Origin of the sequence: Variovorax sp. R-27, from assembly GCF_049913215.1 — a bacterium.
Lineage (GTDB): Bacteria > Pseudomonadota > Gammaproteobacteria > Burkholderiales > Burkholderiaceae_C > Variovorax.
Genome location: NZ_CP183984.1, coordinates 3,715,058 through 3,730,488, shown reverse-complemented (window position 1 = coordinate 3,730,488; position 15,431 = coordinate 3,715,058). Strand labels below are relative to the sequence as shown.

At 67.1% G+C, this 15,431-nt stretch carries 12 protein-coding genes; 6 read left to right on the top strand and 6 right to left on the bottom strand.

What is annotated here, in order from left to right; genetic code table 11:
- Positions 1 to 31 precede the first annotated feature (31 nt).
- The 3 genes from ACN9MV_RS17435 to ACN9MV_RS17425 are packed head-to-tail and all read left to right on the top strand — an operon-like array spanning position 32 to position 2,005.
- Positions 32 to 568: a cupin domain-containing protein gene (locus ACN9MV_RS17435; protein ID WP_093056923.1), complete on the top strand. Its 537-nt coding sequence runs from the start codon at positions 32 to 34 to the stop codon at positions 566 to 568.
- Between the two features lie 16 nt (positions 569 to 584).
- Complete coding sequence (locus tag ACN9MV_RS17430) at positions 585 to 938, top strand: TIGR04076 family protein (protein ID WP_426388786.1); 354 nt, start codon at positions 585 to 587, stop codon at positions 936 to 938.
- Complete coding sequence (locus tag ACN9MV_RS17425; protein ID WP_426388785.1) at positions 935 to 2,005, top strand: aldo/keto reductase; 1,071 nt, start codon at positions 935 to 937, stop codon at positions 2,003 to 2,005. The genes ACN9MV_RS17430 and ACN9MV_RS17425 overlap by 4 nt, the downstream gene beginning before the upstream one ends.
- On the opposite strand, the gene ACN9MV_RS17420 is transcribed toward ACN9MV_RS17425, so the two are convergent.
- The 3 genes from ACN9MV_RS17420 to ACN9MV_RS17410 are packed head-to-tail and all read right to left on the bottom strand — an operon-like array spanning position 1,971 to position 4,724.
- A complete protein-coding gene (locus ACN9MV_RS17420; protein WP_426388784.1) occupies positions 1,971 to 2,381 on the bottom strand; it encodes a PPC domain-containing DNA-binding protein in 411 nt (136 codons plus the stop codon). The genes ACN9MV_RS17425 and ACN9MV_RS17420 overlap by 35 nt on opposite strands.
- A 4-nt stretch (positions 2,382 to 2,385) precedes the next feature.
- Positions 2,386 to 4,050 carry a phosphoglucomutase (alpha-D-glucose-1,6-bisphosphate-dependent) gene (gene pgm, locus ACN9MV_RS17415; protein ID WP_426388783.1) on the bottom strand — a complete coding sequence of 555 codons (1,665 nt, stop codon included), beginning with the start codon at positions 4,048 to 4,050 and terminating at the stop codon, positions 2,386 to 2,388.
- Complete coding sequence (locus tag ACN9MV_RS17410; RefSeq protein WP_093074001.1) at positions 4,047 to 4,724, bottom strand: HAD family hydrolase; 678 nt, start codon at positions 4,722 to 4,724, stop codon at positions 4,047 to 4,049. The genes pgm and ACN9MV_RS17410 overlap by 4 nt, the downstream gene beginning before the upstream one ends.
- A gap of 208 nt (positions 4,725 to 4,932) precedes the next feature.
- On the opposite strand from ACN9MV_RS17410, the gene ACN9MV_RS17405 reads away from it, so the two are divergent.
- Positions 4,933 to 5,277 carry a hypothetical protein gene (locus tag ACN9MV_RS17405; RefSeq protein ID WP_093173357.1) on the top strand — a complete coding sequence of 115 codons (345 nt, stop codon included), beginning with the start codon at positions 4,933 to 4,935 and terminating at the stop codon, positions 5,275 to 5,277.
- A 118-nt stretch (positions 5,278 to 5,395) separates the two neighbouring features.
- Positions 5,396 to 6,754, top strand: coding sequence for a putative bifunctional diguanylate cyclase/phosphodiesterase (locus ACN9MV_RS17400; protein WP_426388782.1), 1,359 nt, complete (start codon positions 5,396 to 5,398; stop codon positions 6,752 to 6,754).
- Between the two features lie 6 nt (positions 6,755 to 6,760).
- Here the strand turns inward: ACN9MV_RS17400 and ACN9MV_RS17395 are convergent, their stop codons facing one another.
- Genes ACN9MV_RS17395 through map form a run of 3 tightly spaced genes read right to left on the bottom strand, consistent with a single transcriptional unit; the run spans position 6,761 to position 11,284 of the window.
- Entirely contained in the window at positions 6,761 to 7,801 is a 1,041-nt protein-coding gene (locus tag ACN9MV_RS17395) for a sensor domain-containing diguanylate cyclase (RefSeq protein ID WP_093174131.1), read from the bottom strand.
- A gap of 29 nt (positions 7,802 to 7,830) precedes the next feature.
- A complete protein-coding gene (locus tag ACN9MV_RS17390) occupies positions 7,831 to 10,437 on the bottom strand; it encodes a [protein-PII] uridylyltransferase (RefSeq protein WP_093056907.1) in 2,607 nt (868 codons plus the stop codon).
- Positions 10,438 to 10,459: 22 nt separating this feature from the next.
- On the bottom strand, positions 10,460 to 11,284 hold the full coding sequence (map, locus tag ACN9MV_RS17385; RefSeq protein ID WP_093056906.1) for a type I methionyl aminopeptidase: 825 nt from the start codon (positions 11,282 to 11,284) through the stop codon (positions 10,460 to 10,462).
- 155 nt (positions 11,285 to 11,439) lie between these two features.
- On the opposite strand from map, the gene purL reads away from it, so the two are divergent.
- Positions 11,440 to 15,408 (top strand): phosphoribosylformylglycinamidine synthase, encoded by a 3,969-nt coding sequence (gene purL, locus ACN9MV_RS17380; protein ID WP_426393180.1) that lies wholly within the window; start codon positions 11,440 to 11,442, stop codon positions 15,406 to 15,408.
- The last annotated feature ends 23 nt before the right edge of the window (positions 15,409 to 15,431 follow it).

Sequence of the window (15,431 nt, the reverse complement as noted above, 5' to 3'; positions counted from 1 at the left end):
AGCCACACTGCACAGATAACGGAGCGACCGGATGATCGGCGAGCGATTGAAAGAGCTGCGGACCGTGCGCGGCCTGTCCTTGCGCGAGCTCGCGGCCCAGGCCGGTGTGTCGGCCACGCTGCTCAGCCAGATCGAGCGCTCGGTCACCGACCCGAGCCTCGAAACCATGCGCCGCCTGGCCGGCGTGTTCGGCGAATCGGTCTCGTCGTTGTTCTCCGAGCCCGCGCCGCCCTCGGTGTGGATCAGCCGTCCGGGCGAACGCTCGCTGCTCACCGCGCCCAAGGGGCAGGTCGGGTACGAGCGCCTGACAGCCGGCAATGGCCAGCTCGAAGTGCTGCGTGCCGTGCTGCAGCCGGGCCAGGTGTCGGCGGACGAACCGCGCGGCCATGCATCGACTGAGTGCGTGTACGTGGTCGCGGGCGCGCTGGTGGCACAGATCGCGGGCGTCGACTACCCGGTGCTGGCGGGCGAGAGCATCTCGTTCGACTCGCGCCTGCCGCATCGCTACCTGAACCAGTCGCAGGCCCCGACCGAAATCATCCTGTCGGTGACGCCGCCCAACCCCTGAACACGCGAGGCCCACGATGACCGCTGTCCCCAGTTTCACGCTCCACGACCTGCGCGTCGAAGTCGTAGCGCCGGAAGGCGCCCGCATCTACTGCGGCGCCAAGGTGGGCGACTATTTCGAGCTGCGCGGCGAGATGCTGCATCTGCCCGAGGGGCAGGGCTTCTCGATCTATTCGCTGGGCGCCTTGTTGCCGCTGTTGGCCGCCAAGCAGCGGCCGACCGACGCGAACGACTGGATGAGCACCGACGCCGAGGTGGCCTGCCCTGACCCGAACTGCCCCTCGCGCTTTCGCATCACCCGCATGGGGCTGCGCACTTTTCGCCACGCCGACACCACGGCGGTTGTCCATCCATCGAACGAGTCTTCATGAACCCCTCGCAGCATTCGCACCATCGCATCGAGCTCGCGCCCGGCTATGAAATTTCCCGCCTGCTGAAGGGCGGATGGCAACTGGCCGGCGGCCACGGTGACGTGGATCACGCAGGTGCCATCGCCGACATGGCGGCCTACTATGACGCCGGCATCACCACCTTCGATTGCGCCGACATCTACACCGGCGTGGAAGAAATGATCGGCGAGTTCCGCGCCGACTACCTGCAGCGCCATGGCCGCGACAGCCTTTCGCGGTTGCGCGTGCACACCAAGTTCGTGCCCGACCTCGCCATCCTGCCGACCATCGACAAGCGCCAGGTCGAGCAGATCATCGATCGCTCGCTGAAGCGCCTGCGCATGGAGCGGCTCGATCTCGTGCAGTTCCACTGGTGGGACTATGGCGTGCCGCGCTATCTCGAGGTTGCGCACTGGCTCCTGGAGTTGCAGCGCGCCGGCAAGATCGACCGCGTGGGCGGCACCAATTTCGACACGGCGCATGTGCGTGAACTGGCCGACGCCGGCGTACCGCTCTTCAGCATGCAGGTGCAGTACTCGCTGCTCGACCAGCGGCCCTTGCCGCTGATGACGCCGTACTGCGAGCAATCAGGCATGAAGCTGCTGTGCTACGGCAGCGTGGCCGGCGGCTTCCTCTCGGAGCGCTGGCTCGGCGTGAGCGATCCGGGCCAGTCGTTCGAGAACCGCTCGCTGGTCAAGTACAAGCTCATCATCGACGACTTCGGCGGCTGGGACCTGTTCCAGCAACTGCTGGTGCAGCTGAAGCAGATCGCGCTGCGGCATGGCGTGTCGATTTCGACCGTGGCGATGCGCTGGGTGCTGCAGCAGCCGTCCGTCGCGGCAGTGATCGTCGGCGTGCGGCGCGGCGACCACCTGGCGGATCACCTGAAGGTGCTTGACCTGCAACTCGACGCGGCCGACCTTGCGTCGCTGGATGCGGTGCTCTCGCAGCGCAGCGCGCCGAGCGGCGACGTCTACGCCGTAGAGCGCGACCTCGAAGGCCGCCATGGCCGGATCATGAAGTACGACCTGAACGACAAACCGCACTGAGTTCGGCGTAGCCGGTGAGCGGGTCGTGCGTGCGCGCGAACTGCCAGTCGGGCAGCACGGCGACGAGGATTTCCGCCGTGGTGCGCACTGTGCATCCGGGCGCTGCATGGCCGCCGAAAACTCGGCCCTCGGCATCCGACACGCTGATGTGAAGATGCGAGCCGTCCGGCGACAGGCTGCCCGCCAGCGTGAGGATTTCCAGGTCGCCTTCGATGCGCGCCGCGTTCTCTGCGCCTGCAAACCGGATGCTCGCCCCGCTCAGGCTGCCGATGCCCGAAACCACGAACGCTGCGTCGGCACCGCCTTGCTTCAATACTGAATCGAGCGACGCGCGCAGGTCGCCGCCGGGGTTCAGCCGCAGCACCAGCGTCTGCATGCGTTCAGGCTCCCGAGAGCGCCCCGTCCACCACCTGCTGCGCCTCTTCGAGGATGCGCGCGAGGTGTTCCTTGCCCTTGAAGCTCTCGCCGTAGATCTTGTAGATGTTCTCCGTGCCCGAGGGCCGCGCGGCGAACCAGCCGTTGTCGGTCACGACCTTCACGCCGCCGATGGCCGCGCCGTTGCCCGGCGCATGGCTCAGCACATTGACGATCTTGTCGCCCGCCAGCTCGGTCGAACGGATCTGTTCCGGCGAGAGACTCGACAGCCGCTTCTTCTGCTCGACGGTGGCGGCCGCATCCACGCGGTCTGACACCGGCTGGCCCAGCGCCTGCGTCAGCTCGGTGTAGCGCTCGCCTGGGTCACGCCCGGTGCGCGCGGCGATCTCGGCCGAGAGCAGGGCGGGCACCAGGCCGTCCTTGTCGGTGGTCCACACCGAGCCGTCCTTGCGCAGAAAGGTCGCGCCCGCGCTTTCCTCGCCGCCGAAGGCCAGCGAGGCATCGACCAGCCCGTCTACGAACCACTTGAAGCCCACCGGCACCTCGTACAGCCTGCGGCCGAGCCGTGCGGTGACGCGGTCGATCATCTGGCTGCTCACCACCGTCTTGCCGACGGCCGCCTGCGCCGGCCATTGCGGGCGGTGCGTGTAGAGGTAGTCGATCATCACCGCGAGGTAGCTGTTGGGTTGCATCAACCCGGTGCTGCCCGAGACGATGCCGTGGCGGTCGTGGTCGGTGTCGCAGGCGAAGGCGATGCCGAAGCGGTCCTTCAGTTCGATCAGCTTGTGCATGGCGTCGGGCGACGACGGGTCCATGCGGATGCGGCCGTCCCAGTCGAGCGACATGAAGCGGAAGGTCGGGTCGACTTCCTGGCTCAGCACGTTCAGGCGCGTGAGCTTGTAGCGCTCGGCAATCGCGGGCCAGTAGCGCACGCCCGCGCCGCCCAGCGGGTCGACACCCAGGTCGAGGTTCACGTCGCGGATCGCGTCCATGTCGAGCACCTGCGCCAGGTCTTCGACGTAGGTGTTCAGATAGTCGTGCCGGTGCGTGGTCGATGCGCGCAGCGCTTGCGCGAGCGGCATGCGCTTCACGCCTTCGAGCTTGTTCGCCAGCATCTTGTTGGCCGCCGCCTCGACGGCCGAGGTGATGTCGGTGCCGGCCGGTCCGCCGTTCGGCGGGTTGTACTTGAAGCCGCCGCTCTCGGGCGGGTTGTGCGAGGGCGTGATGACGATGCCGTCGGCCAGCCCCCCGGTGCTTCTGGTGCGTCCACGGTTGTAGACCAGGATGGCGTGCGACACGGCCGGTGTCGGCGTGTATTCGTCGTCCTTCGAGATCATCAGCTCGACGCCGTTGGCCGCGAGCACTTCCACCGCGCTGCTGAAGGCCGGCGTGGACAGCGCATGCGTGTCGATGCCGAGGAAGAGCGGACCGTCGATGCCTTTCTGCTTGCGGTAGTCGCAGATGGCCTGGCTGATTGCCAGCACGTGCCATTCGTTGAATGCATCGTCGAAGGAGGAGCCGCGATGCCCCGAGGTGCCGAAGGCCACGCGTTGGCTCGGCACCGACGGGTCTGGCCGGCCGGTGTAGTAAGCCGAGATCAGGCGCGGCACGTTGACCAGCAGTTCGAGAGGGGCGGGCTTTCCCGCGAGAGGGTTGGTTGCTTGGCTCATGTCGATGGAAAGTCAAAGTTGATCAGGTCGCCGATGCGTTCGACGGTGATGTCGGCAGGGGCGTAGGCGGCAATGGCCTGCTCATCAAGTGCATAGTGCCCTTGCCGCACGAAGACCGTCGTCAGACGAGGCCCCCAGATGGCCTTCATGGCCGAAAGAATGCGCAGCTTGTCGTCGACCATCACGTAGTGCTGGGCGGGGTGGCACTGCTCGATGGTGTCGAGCATCTGTTCCTTGTGCACGTAGATCAGCACGCGGCCCTCGGTGGCCTCCCACAGGCCCGAGCGCTGCACCTTGCGCGGCTGGAACACCACGTCGCCATCAGACAGGATCACCGTGGGCCCGTGCCGGCGCAGATGCTTCAGTGCTTCCAGCGCGCCGGGGTAGAGCCGTTCGGCAAAGGGGTAGTCGATGAGAAAGCTCGACATCAGCAGCAGCCGCGAATCGCTCATGCCGCGGCGGCTCTCTTCGGCGCGGTAGCGCTGCAGGGCGCCGAGGTAGTCGACGTAGCCGAGTTCGCTGCGCAATTGCTCGAAGGCCACCCAGTAGCGGCCGGCGCTTTCGGCGCCGAAGGCCTGTTCGAGATGGGCGCGAAGATCGGCCACGACGCGGTCGTTGTCGAGCAGGGTGTTGTCGACGTCGATCAGGAAAACGGTGGCGGGAGGAGGTGTCATGGGTGTGCGGCCAAAGTGCCTGAACTTGGGGGCCCGAACTGCGCGTGTCGCGGCCAGCATACGCCTTGAATGGCCCTGAATGCGACGCCAGACAGCCGTCGCGTGAATTGGTCGCCACTTTGCGGACCATCGACTTAATCCCTGCCGCGGGACTGTCCCCGGAGTCGAATAAGCTTCCGCCCAGATTGAAGAAGAAGGAGCAAGACAGATGCGCATCACGAACGGTCGACTCCGGGCCGGCTTGCCGGCTGTGGCCCTGGGCCTCTTGCTGGCTGGCTGCCAGACACCTCCGGCCGACCGGCCCCTGACATCGGAAGTGCCCGAACCCCCGAGCTTCGTTACGCCGCCGGAAACCTGCCAGGCCACGGCCGTGCGCTTCGGCCTGGGGTTGCGCATCAGCCAGCAACTGCTGGAAGAAATGCGCCAGCGCTCCGGCGCCCGCGTGGCACGCACCGTGCTGGCCACCGAAGCCGCCGACCCGGCGCAAGACATGACGCGGCTCAACGTGCAGGTCGAGCCCACCGGGCGCGTGGTGGGTGCCTATTGCGGCTAGCCACACTGTATGCACGAGTGTTGTTCGTACACCTCGTCTGTAACAAAATCTCACTGCAAGGTGTGGAACGGCCCGGATTGGGAGAACAATAGCCCGCGACTTTCGGAGCCCCAGTCTTTTGTCGAACCAGCAACCCACAGTCTCCTTGCCGTCGTACTACGACGGGTCGGCACGTCTTCCGCCGGATGAAGTGCTGCGCCCGTTGATGGCCGACTGGGCCCGCGCCGGCAAACGCCTGGCTGCCGTCTGCTACATCGACGTCGACCGCTTTGCCGAGCTGAACGATCACCTCGGCATGGTCGCGGGCAACGCCGCCCTCGAAGAGGTGGCCCGCCGCATCAAGGCCCAACTGCCGCGCGAGAGCGTGATGGCCCGCGTGGGCGGCGACGAGTTCGCAGCCCTGTTCGCCGGCATCGGAACCTCGCAGTGCACCCAGGTGCTCGAGCGCATCCAGGCCTCGCTCGGCGAGCCCTGGAGCTGGCGCGACCAGACAGCCAGCATCGACGCGAGCATCGGCGCCATGCTGCTCGACAGCAACGGCCCGCCACCAGAGACAGCCCTGCGCCAGGCGCAGCACGCGGCCTTCTTCGCCAAGCGCGCGGCCGACGGCAAGGTGCATTACTTCGACGCGCCCCAGGCGCGCGCCGACGAGCAGGTGGTGCGCGAGCGCCAGCGCATCCAGGAAGGCCTGCTGCAGGGCGAGTTCTTCCTGGTCTACCAGCCCAAGGTCGACATGCGGCGCGGCGTGGTGGCCGGTGTCGAGGCGCTGATCCGCTGGCAGCACCCCGAGCGCGGCCTGCTGCCGCCGGCGCAGTTCGTGCCGCTGATCGAAGACGACCAACTGGTCGAGCAGGTGGGCGACTGGGCCATTGCCACGGCCCTGTGGCAGGCGCATCAGTGGCGCCTGGCGGGCCTGCAGATTTCGGTGAGCGTGAACGTGGCGCCACGCCACATGATGCGCTGGGACTTCGTCGAACGGCTCGCGCGGCACCTGGCGCAGTTTCCGAAGATGGGCGTGGGCATGCTCGAGCTCGAAATCCTCGAGACCACGGCGATCAGCCAGTTTGCGAACGTCGCGTTGTTCGTCGAGGCCTGCAAGATGCTGGGCGTGGGCGTCACCATCGACGACTTCGGCACCGGGTATTCGTCACTCACCTACCTGCGGCAATTGCCGGTGTCGACCGTGAAGATCGACCAGTCCTTCGTGCGCGGCATGCTCGACAACGACCAGGACCGCGCCATCGTGCAGGGCATCGTCGCGCTGCTCCACGCGCTTGGCCTCACGGCCGTGGCCGAGGGGGTTGAAACGGTGAAGCAGGGCGAAGCGCTGCTTGCGCTGGGCTGTACGCTGGGCCAGGGCTACGGCATCGCGATGCCGATGGCGGCCAAGGATGTCGTGCAATGGGTGGCGCAGTATGAGCAGGCTCCCCTGTGGGGCGTCGATACGGCGGCGCTGCCTGCCACCTCGTCCGTTTAGTCGCGTTCAGTCAGACAGGGCTTCCCCGGCGTCGCGGACCATGCCGCGGCGGCTGTGCTTGACGGCGTACATGGCGGCATCTGCCTGCCGCAGGGCTTCCTCGGCAGAGGTGGTGCGCGGGTCGACCGCCACCACGCCGACGCTGGCGCCTGCGTAGTCGATCGTCATGCGCTTCAGCCGCAGCTCGCCGATGGTGTTTTCTGCCAGGCGGTCGGCCAGCGCCCGCGCCCCGGTGCGCGGCGATTCGCCCAGCGCGGGCCCCAGGCCGATCACCACGAACTCGTCGGAGCCGAAGCGCGCCAGCATGTCGCTTGCGCGCACCGAGTTCGCGAGCTGCTTTGCCATGGCCGCGAGGAATTCGTCGCCGATAGCGTGGCCGTGCGCGTCGTTGATCTTCTTGAAGTCGTCCAGGTCGACGAAACCGACCAGCACGCTCTGGCCGCTGCGCGCACCCTGCGCCAGCATGCGCTGCAGCGCGTCGACGAGCACGCGGCGGTTGGGCAGGCCGGTGAGGGCGTCGATGGCGGCGTGCGTGGCGAGTTCGGCATTGGCCTCCCTGAGCTTCTCGACCAGCAGTTCGCGCTCTACCTGCTGCCCGATCAGCCGCGCGAACAGCCGCAGCACTGGCTCCGCTTGTGGCGGCAAGGGCATTTGCTGTGCGCTGGCGGCGCACAGGGCGCCGAAGAGCTCGCCGCTGTCGGTTTTTACCGGAGCACTCACGCAGGTCTGGATGCCGAGCTCGTGGGCGGCATCGGCGTCGCCCCAGCAGCCGCCGGCGTCGTCGGTGTAGGTGCGGTCTTCTTCGAGGGCGTGCCGGCAGAGCGTGTTGGCCCAGGGCACGAAGGCTCCCTCGGGAATGGTCAGCAGCTCGCCGGTGTTGTGGGCGAAGAGGATGTGCTGGCGGCCCTTGTCCGGGTCGACGCTCACGAGGTAGGCCGACTCCAGCCCTGTGGCCGCCTCGAGCATCTCGAGCATCGGGCGGGCGAGGTCTTCCAGCGTCTTGGCGGAGGAGACGCAGTCGGATAGCTGTTCGATCAGGGATTCCATGGCCGACATTCTGAGGGGATAGGTTGTTTTCAGGAGGCCAGGGCTTCCATGAGTTCGGTCTCGATGGCCAGCTGGGTCTTCTGGCCCTGCAATTCGGGGCCGCTGATCAGGAAGGTGTCTTCCACCCGTTCGCCCAGCGTCGTCACCTTGGCGAGCTGCAGATTCAGGTGGTGGCGCGCCAGCACCCGGGCCACCGAATACAGCAGGCCGGCGCGGTCGCTGGCCGAGATGTTGAGCAGCCAGCGCTGCGCCTTGTCGTCGGGCAGCAGGCTGATGCGCGGCTTGATCGGAAAACTGCGCACCCGGCGGGACACCCGGCCCATGCTGGGCGGGGGCAGGGCGCCGGCTTCGGTGAGCGTTTGCGCCAGGCCCGACTCGACCATGCTGATCAGGTCGCGGTAGTGATCCGGCAGGAAGGTGGTCACCACCTGGAAGGTGTCGAGCGCGTAGCCGTTGCTCGTGGTGTGCACCTTGGCGTCGAGGATGCTGAAGGACGACTGGTCGAAGTAGCCGCAGATGCGCGCGAAAAGGTCGGGCTGGTCGGGCGTGTAGACGACCACCTGCAGGCCTTCGCCCACCGGCGACAGGTGCGCGCGCACGATGGGCGGTGCCTTCGGGTCGATCGGCACGTTGGGCGGCGGTACGAAGCGCGAGAGCTGCTTGGCGTGCCAGGCGATCTCGGTGGCGTCGTGGCGCATGAAGTAGCCGACGTCGAGCGTGTCCCACAGGGCCTTGTGCGCTTCGAAGCGCTGGGCGTGCAGGGCCAGCTGCACCAGCGCCTCGCGCTTGCGCGACTCGACTTCGGCGTCCGGGTCGGGCATGCGGCCGCCCAGCGCGCGCAGGGTGTAGCGGTACAGATCTTCGAGCAGCTTGCCCTTCCAGGCATTCCACACGCGCGGCGAGGTGCCGCGGATGTCGGCGATGGTCAGCAGGTAGAGCGCGGTCAGGTAGCGCTCGTTGCCCACGCGCTTGGCGAATGCGCCGATCACTTCGGGGTCGCTCAGGTCCTGCTTCTGGGCGACCTGGCTCATCACCAGGTGCTCGGCCACCAGGAATTCGATGAGCTTCGCGTCTTCGCGGGCAACGCCGTGCTGCTTGCAGAAGCGCTGCACGTCGCGTGCGCCCAGCATGGAATGGTCGCCGCCGCGGCCCTTGGCAATGTCATGGAAGAGGGCGGCCACGTACAGGATCCAGGGCTTGTCCCAGCCGGCTGCCAGCTGCGAGCAGAACGGGTACTCGTGTGCATGCTCGGCGATGAAGAAGCGCCGCACGTTGCGCAGCACCATCAGGATGTGCTGGTCCACCGTGTACACGTGGAACAGGTCGTGCTGCATCTGCCCCACGATGCTGCGGAACACCCGCAGGTAGCGCCCCAGCACCGAGGTCTGGTTCATCAGCCTGAAGGCATGCGTGATGCCGTAGGGCTGCAGCAGGATCCGCATGAAGGTCTCATGGTTGACCGGGTCGTTGCGGAACTTGCTGTCCATGACGTGGCGCGCGTTGTAGAGCGCGCGCAGCGTGCGCGCCGACAGGCCCTTCACGCCAATGGTCTTCTGGTACAGCAGGAAGGTTTCGAGCACCGCGTGCGGCTCGCGCTCGTAGAGGTCGTCGCTCGCAATCTCGATCAGGCCGGCGCGCTCGTAGAAGCGCTCGTTGACGGGCGTGTGCTGCTCGTCGCTCGGCTGCAGGCGCTCGGAAATGTTGAGCAGCAGGATCTGGTTGAGCTGCGAGACCGCCTTGGCGGCCCAGTAGTAGCGCCGCATCAGCGCCTCGCTCGACTTGCGCTGCGATTCGCTTTCGTAGCCGAAGCTGGCTGCCACGGCGGTCTGCAGGTCGAACACCAGGCGGTCTTCGCGGCGGTTGGCAATCACGTGAAGCCGCGCGCGGATGAGCGAGAGCAGCGCTTCGTTGCGCTTGATCTGCTGCGCCTCGAAGGAGGTGGCCAGGCCGTTCTTGGCGAGGTCGTCCCAGCGGCTGCCGTAGCCGGCCGCCTTGGTCATCCAGAGGATGGTCTGCAGATCGCGCAGGCCGCCCGGTGACTCTTTGCAGTTGGGCTCCAGCGCGTAGGGCGTGTTGTCGTACTTCTGGTGGCGGTGCCGCATTTCCTGCGACTTGGCTACGAAGAAGGCCTGCGGGTCGATCGCGCGGGTGAAGCGGCGGCGAAAGGCCGTGAAGAGCTTTTTGTCGCCTGCGATCAGCCTCGCTTCGAGCAGCGAGGTCTGGACGGTGACGTCTTTCTCGGCCTCGGCCAGGCATTCGTCGACCGTGCGCACGCTGGAGCCGATTTCCAGGCCCGCGTCCCAGCAATGGCCGATGAAAGCCTCGATGCGGGCGGGGTCGATGGCGTTTTCGTGGTCTTCGGGCGGCAACAGCAGCAGCACATCGACGTCGGAATACGGAAACAACTCGCCGCGCCCGAAGCCGCCCACGGCGGCCAGCGAGAACGAGTCACCGAAGCCGGCGTCGCGCCACAGCGTGCAGAGCGTTTCGTCGGCCAGTGCCGAGAGCTGGCGCAACACCGTGTGCACGCTGCGGGTTGGGGCGCGCGCGAAGCGCAGGGTGTCGAACAGGGCGAGCTTTTTCGCGCGATAGGCTTCGCGCAGCGTCGCCACGTCGATGTTGGCTGCTTCGATCACGGCGGGGAGACGCGTTGCCGCGTCAGGTCTTGGTCGAGGTGACGAAGGAGGGCAGCGGCGGGCTGCCTGCGGAGAGCGTCAGCACTTCGTAGCCGGTCTCGGTGACGAGCACCGTGTGCTCCCACTGGGCCGACAGCGAATGGTCGCGCGTGACGATGGTCCAGCCGTCGTACTGGCCGCCCTTGAAGTCTTCCTTCACGTCGCGCTTGCCGGCGTTGATCATCGGCTCGATGGTGAAGATCATGCCGGGCTTGAGTTCTTCCATGGTGCCCGGGCGGCCGTAGTGCAGCACCTGGGGTTCTTCGTGGAAGCGCTGGCCCACGCCGTGGCCGCAGAACTCGCGCACCACCGAGAAGCCCTGGCCTTCGGCGAACTTCTGGATCGCGTGGCCCACGTCGCCCAGGTGCGCGCCGGGGCGCACCTGCAGGATGCCGTGCCACATGGCTTCGAAAGTGATGCTGCACAGGCGCTTGGCTGCGATGGAGGCGTCGCCGATCACGTACATGCGGCTGTTATCGCCGAACCAGCCGTCCTTGATGACGGTCACGTCGACGTTCATGATGTCGCCCTTCTTCAGGGGCTTGTCATTGGGAATGCCGTGGCACACCACGTGGTTCACCGAGGTGCACAGCGACTTCGGGTACGGGACGCTGCTTGCGCCCATGTATCCCACCGTGGCCGAGGTGGTGCCCTGCTTGACCATGTACTCGGCGGCGAGCCGGTCGACATCGTTGGTCGTGATGCCGGGCTTGATGAGGGGCGTGAGGTAATCCAGCACCTCGGAAGCCAGGCGGCAGGCGACCCGCATGGCTTCGATGCCCGCAGCGTCTTTGTAGTTAATGCTCATCCCCGAATTATCCCATTCGGCAAGCTAAAATTCCGGGCTAACGCGGATGGCCCCAGTCAGCGGCCATCTGCCTCGATTCCTTGATTTCCAACGCGGCCCCCGAGGCCCCATCGACCGTGACGCAGCCCGCACCTCAAGCCCTTCCCGTCGTAACCATGTTCGAGGGCGGCAGCGCGCTCAGCGACTTCCGCGCACGCCAGCTGCTGCCGAAGCTCCAGGCCATCGAGCCGCGCATCGAGGGCATTTCGGCCCGTTTCGTGCACCTCGTGGTCACCGATGCGGCGCTGGATTCGGCCGGCCGCGAGCGCTTTGCGGCGCTGCTGACCTACGGTGAGCCCTTCGAGGCGCCGGCCAAGGCTGGCACCTCGGTGGTGGTCACGCCCCGCCTGGGCACGGTGTCGCCCTGGGCCTCCAAGGCCACCGACATTGCCCATAACTGCGGCCTGGCCTTGCGCCGGGTCGAGCGCGTTACCCAGTACCACCTGAAGCTCAAGGCCCCGCTGATCGGCAAGGCCCCCGTGATCGAAGGCGACACGCTGGCCGCCGTGGCCGGCCCGCTGCACGACCGCATGACCGAATCGGTGCTGGCCACCGTCGATCAGGCCGCCAGCCTGTTCAGCGAACTGCCTGCCCAGCCGATGGCGCAGGTCGACGTGCTGGCCGGCGGCCGTACGGCGCTGGTGGCAGCCAACACCGGTTTCGGCCTGGCGCTGGCCGAGGACGAGATCGACTACCTGGTCGACGCCTTCACCCGCCTGGGCCGCAACCCCAGCGACGTCGAACTGATGATGTTCGCGCAGGCCAACAGCGAGCACTGCCGCCACAAGATCTTCAACGCCGACTTCACCATCGACGGCAAGGCGCAGCCGCAAAGCCTGTTCTCGATGATCCGCCACACCGAGAAGCAGAACCCGCAGCACACGGTGATCGCCTATGCGGACAACGCCTCGGTCATGGAAGGCGCGACCATCGAGCGCTTCATTCCCGCGACCGGCTCGCAGAGCTATCAAAAAGATAGCGCCCTGAGCCATGTGCTGATGAAGGTCGAGACCCACAACCACCCGACCGCCATTTCGCCGTTCCCGGGCGCTTCGACCGGCGCAGGCGGCGAGATTCGCGACGAAGGCGCCACCGGCCGTGGCTCCAAGCCCAAGGCCGGCCTGACCGGCTTCACCGTGTCCAGGCTCTGGCCTGAAGAGGGCCACTACGGCAAGCCCGAGCACATCGCCAGCCCGCTGCAGATCATGACCGAGGGCCCGCTGGGCGGCGCCGCGTTCAACAACGAGTTCGGCCGTCCCAACCTGCTGGGCTACTTCCGCGAATACGAGCAGACCGTGGCGAGCGACCTCGACACCGTGCAGCGCGGCTACCACAAGCCCATCATGATCGCGGGCGGCCTCGGCAGCATCGACGCCGCGCAGACCAAGAAGATCCGCTTTCCAGCCGGCTCCCTGCTGATCCAGCTCGGCGGCCCCGGCATGCGCATCGGCATGGGCGGCAGCGCCGCCAGCTCGATGGCCACCGGCGCCAATGCGGCCGAGCTCGACTTCGACTCGGTGCAGCGCGGCAACCCCGAAATCGAGCGCCGTGCGCAGGAGGTCATCAACCACTGCTGGCAGCAGGGCGCGGCCAACCCGATCCTGGCGATCCACGACGTGGGCGCCGGCGGCCTGAGCAACGCCTTCCCCGAGCTGACCAACGACGCCGGCCGCGGCGCGCGCTTCGACCTGCGCGCCGTGCCGCTCGAAGAGTCGGGCATGGCGCCGAAGGAAATCTGGTGCAACGAAAGCCAGGAGCGCTACGTGCTGGCCATCGCGCCGGAATCGCTCGACCAGTTCAAGGCCTTCTGCGAGCGCGAGCGCTGCCCGTTCTCGGTGGTCGGCGTGGCGACCGAAGAACGCCAGCTGCTGGTGGCCGACGAGGGCGCACAGGTGCAGCCGGTCGACATGCCGATGGACGTGCTGCTCGGCAAGCCGCCGAAGATGCACCGTGACGTCAAGACAGTGGCGCGCAGCTTCAAGCCGCTCGACCTCACGGGCGTCGACCTGCAGAAGGCCGCCATCGACGTGCTCGCGAATCCGACCGTGGCTTCGAAGCGCTTCCTCATCACCATCGGCGACCGCACCGTTGGCGGCCTGAGCCACCGCGACCAGATGGTCGGCCCGTGGCAAGTGCCAGTGGCCGACTGCGCCGTGACGCTGGCCGACTACAAGGGCTTCGCTGGCGAAGCCATGAGCATGGGCGAGCGCACGCCGCTGGCCGCGCTCGACGCACCGGCCTCGGGCCGCATGGCCGTGGCCGAGGCCATCACCAACCTGCTGGCCGCGCCGATCGAACTCTCGCGCGTCAAGCTGTCGGCCAACTGGATGGCCGCCTGTGGCGAGCCCGGCGAAGACGCCGCGCTGTACGAGACCGTCAAGGCCGTTGGCCTGGAGCTGTGCCCGGCGCTCGGCGTGTCGATTCCAGTCGGCAAGGATTCGCTGTCGATGCGCACGCAATGGAAGGACGGCGCCGAGGCCAAGAAGGTCACGTCGCCCGTGAGCCTGATCGTCACCGCCTTCGCCTCGCTGGCCGACGTGCGCGGCACGCTCACGCCGCAGCTCGACGCCGAAGAAGCCGACACCACGCTGGTGCTGATCGACCTGGGCCAGGGCAAGCACCGCATGGCCGGCAGCATCCTGGCGCAAACGCTGGGCCAGAGCGGCGACACCGTGCCTGACCTCGACGACCCGGCGCAACTCGTGGCGCTGGTCAACGCCGTGAACGCGCTGCGCGCCGACGGCAAGATCCTCGCGATGCACGACCGCAGCGACGGCGGCCTGTTCGCCACAGCCTGCGAAATGGCCTTTGCGGGCCACGTCGGCGTGGCGCTGAACGTCGACATGCTCGTCACCGAAGGCGACGGCATTTCCGACAGCCGCATGGAAACCGGCGACGCCAAGAACTGGGCGCAGCAGGTCAGCGCGCGGCGCGAAGAACTCACGCTCAAGGCGCTGTTCAACGAAGAGCTGGGCATGGTGCTGCAGGTGCGCACCGCCGAGCGCAACGACGTCATGCAAGTGCTGCGCGCTCACGGCCTCAGCACGCACAGCCACTTCATCGGCAAGACGCGCCCTGCCAGCTCCACCATGGATGCGGGCAAGGGCAAGGTCGAAGTCTGGCGCGACGCCAAGTCGGTGTTTAGTGCCAGCCTGCACGACCTGCAACAGGTGTGGGACTCGGTCAGCTGGAAGATCGCCCGCGAGCGCGACAACCCAGCCTGTGCCGATGCCGAGCACGCCGCAGCCGGCGTGCCGAGCGATCCGGGTATGCACGTGTTCCTGCCGAATGCGCAGCCTGCCGCGCCGGCCATCCTGCAGTCGCGCCCCAAGGTCGCCATCCTGCGCGAGCAGGGCGTCAATTCGCACGTCGAGATGGCCTACGCCTTCACCGAAGCCGGCTTCGAAGCCTTCGACGTCCACATGACCGACCTGCAGACGGGCAGGGCGGACCTCGCCAACTTCAAGGGCGTGGTCGCCTGCGGCGGCTTCAGCTACGGCGACACACTGGGCGCTGGCATCGGCTGGGCGCGCAGCATCACCTTCAACCCGAAGCTGGCCGAGCAGTTCAAGACCTTCTTCGGCCGCACCGACACCTTCGGCCTGGGCGTGTGCAACGGCTGCCAGATGTTCGCCGAGCTGGCCGACATCATTCCGGGCGCCGAGGCCTGGCCGCGCTTCACCACCAACCAGAGCGAGCGCTTCGAGGCGCGCCTGTCGATGGTCGAAGTGCTCGAATCGCCGAGCATCTTCTTCGCGGGCATGGCCGGCAGCCGCCTGCCGATCGCGGTGGCGCACGGCGAGGGCTATGCCAACTTCAAGCACCGTGGCGACGCCGCCAAGGCCATCGGCGCGATGCGCTTCGTGGACAACCACGGCCAGCCCACCGAGCAGTACCCGTTCAACCCGAACGGCAGCGCGGGCGGCCTGACCTCGGTGACGACGCCTGATGGCCGCTTCACCGCGGTGATGCCGCACCCCGAGCGTGTGTTCCGCAACATCCAGATGAGCTGGACCTCGGGTGACAAAAGCGAGCTGAGCCCGTGGATGCAGATCTGGCGCAATGCCCGCCGCTGGGTGGGCTGATCGACACAAACCCGCCACGCGGC

What these genes read in the sequence shown, in the direction of transcription:
- ACN9MV_RS17435 (WP_093056923.1), top strand. Translation starts at nt 32, where the DNA reads ATGATCGGCGAGCGATTGAAAGAGCTGCGGACCGTGCGCGGCCTGTCC.
- ACN9MV_RS17430 (WP_426388786.1), top strand. Translation starts at nt 585, where the DNA reads ATGACCGCTGTCCCCAGTTTCACGCTCCACGACCTGCGCGTCGAAGTC.
- ACN9MV_RS17425 (WP_426388785.1), top strand. Translation starts at nt 935, where the DNA reads ATGAACCCCTCGCAGCATTCGCACCATCGCATCGAGCTCGCGCCCGGC.
- ACN9MV_RS17420 (WP_426388784.1), bottom strand. Translation starts at nt 2,381, where the DNA reads ATGCAGACGCTGGTGCTGCGGCTGAACCCCGGCGGCGACCTGCGCGCG.
- pgm (WP_426388783.1), bottom strand. Translation starts at nt 4,050, where the DNA reads ATGAGCCAAGCAACCAACCCTCTCGCGGGAAAGCCCGCCCCTCTCGAA.
- ACN9MV_RS17410 (WP_093074001.1), bottom strand. Translation starts at nt 4,724, where the DNA reads ATGACACCTCCTCCCGCCACCGTTTTCCTGATCGACGTCGACAACACC.
- ACN9MV_RS17405 (WP_093173357.1), top strand. Translation starts at nt 4,933, where the DNA reads ATGCGCATCACGAACGGTCGACTCCGGGCCGGCTTGCCGGCTGTGGCC.
- ACN9MV_RS17395 (WP_093174131.1), bottom strand. Translation starts at nt 7,801, where the DNA reads ATGGAATCCCTGATCGAACAGCTATCCGACTGCGTCTCCTCCGCCAAG.
- map (WP_093056906.1), bottom strand. Translation starts at nt 11,284, where the DNA reads ATGAGCATTAACTACAAAGACGCTGCGGGCATCGAAGCCATGCGGGTC.
- purL (WP_426393180.1), top strand. Translation starts at nt 11,440, where the DNA reads ATGTTCGAGGGCGGCAGCGCGCTCAGCGACTTCCGCGCACGCCAGCTG.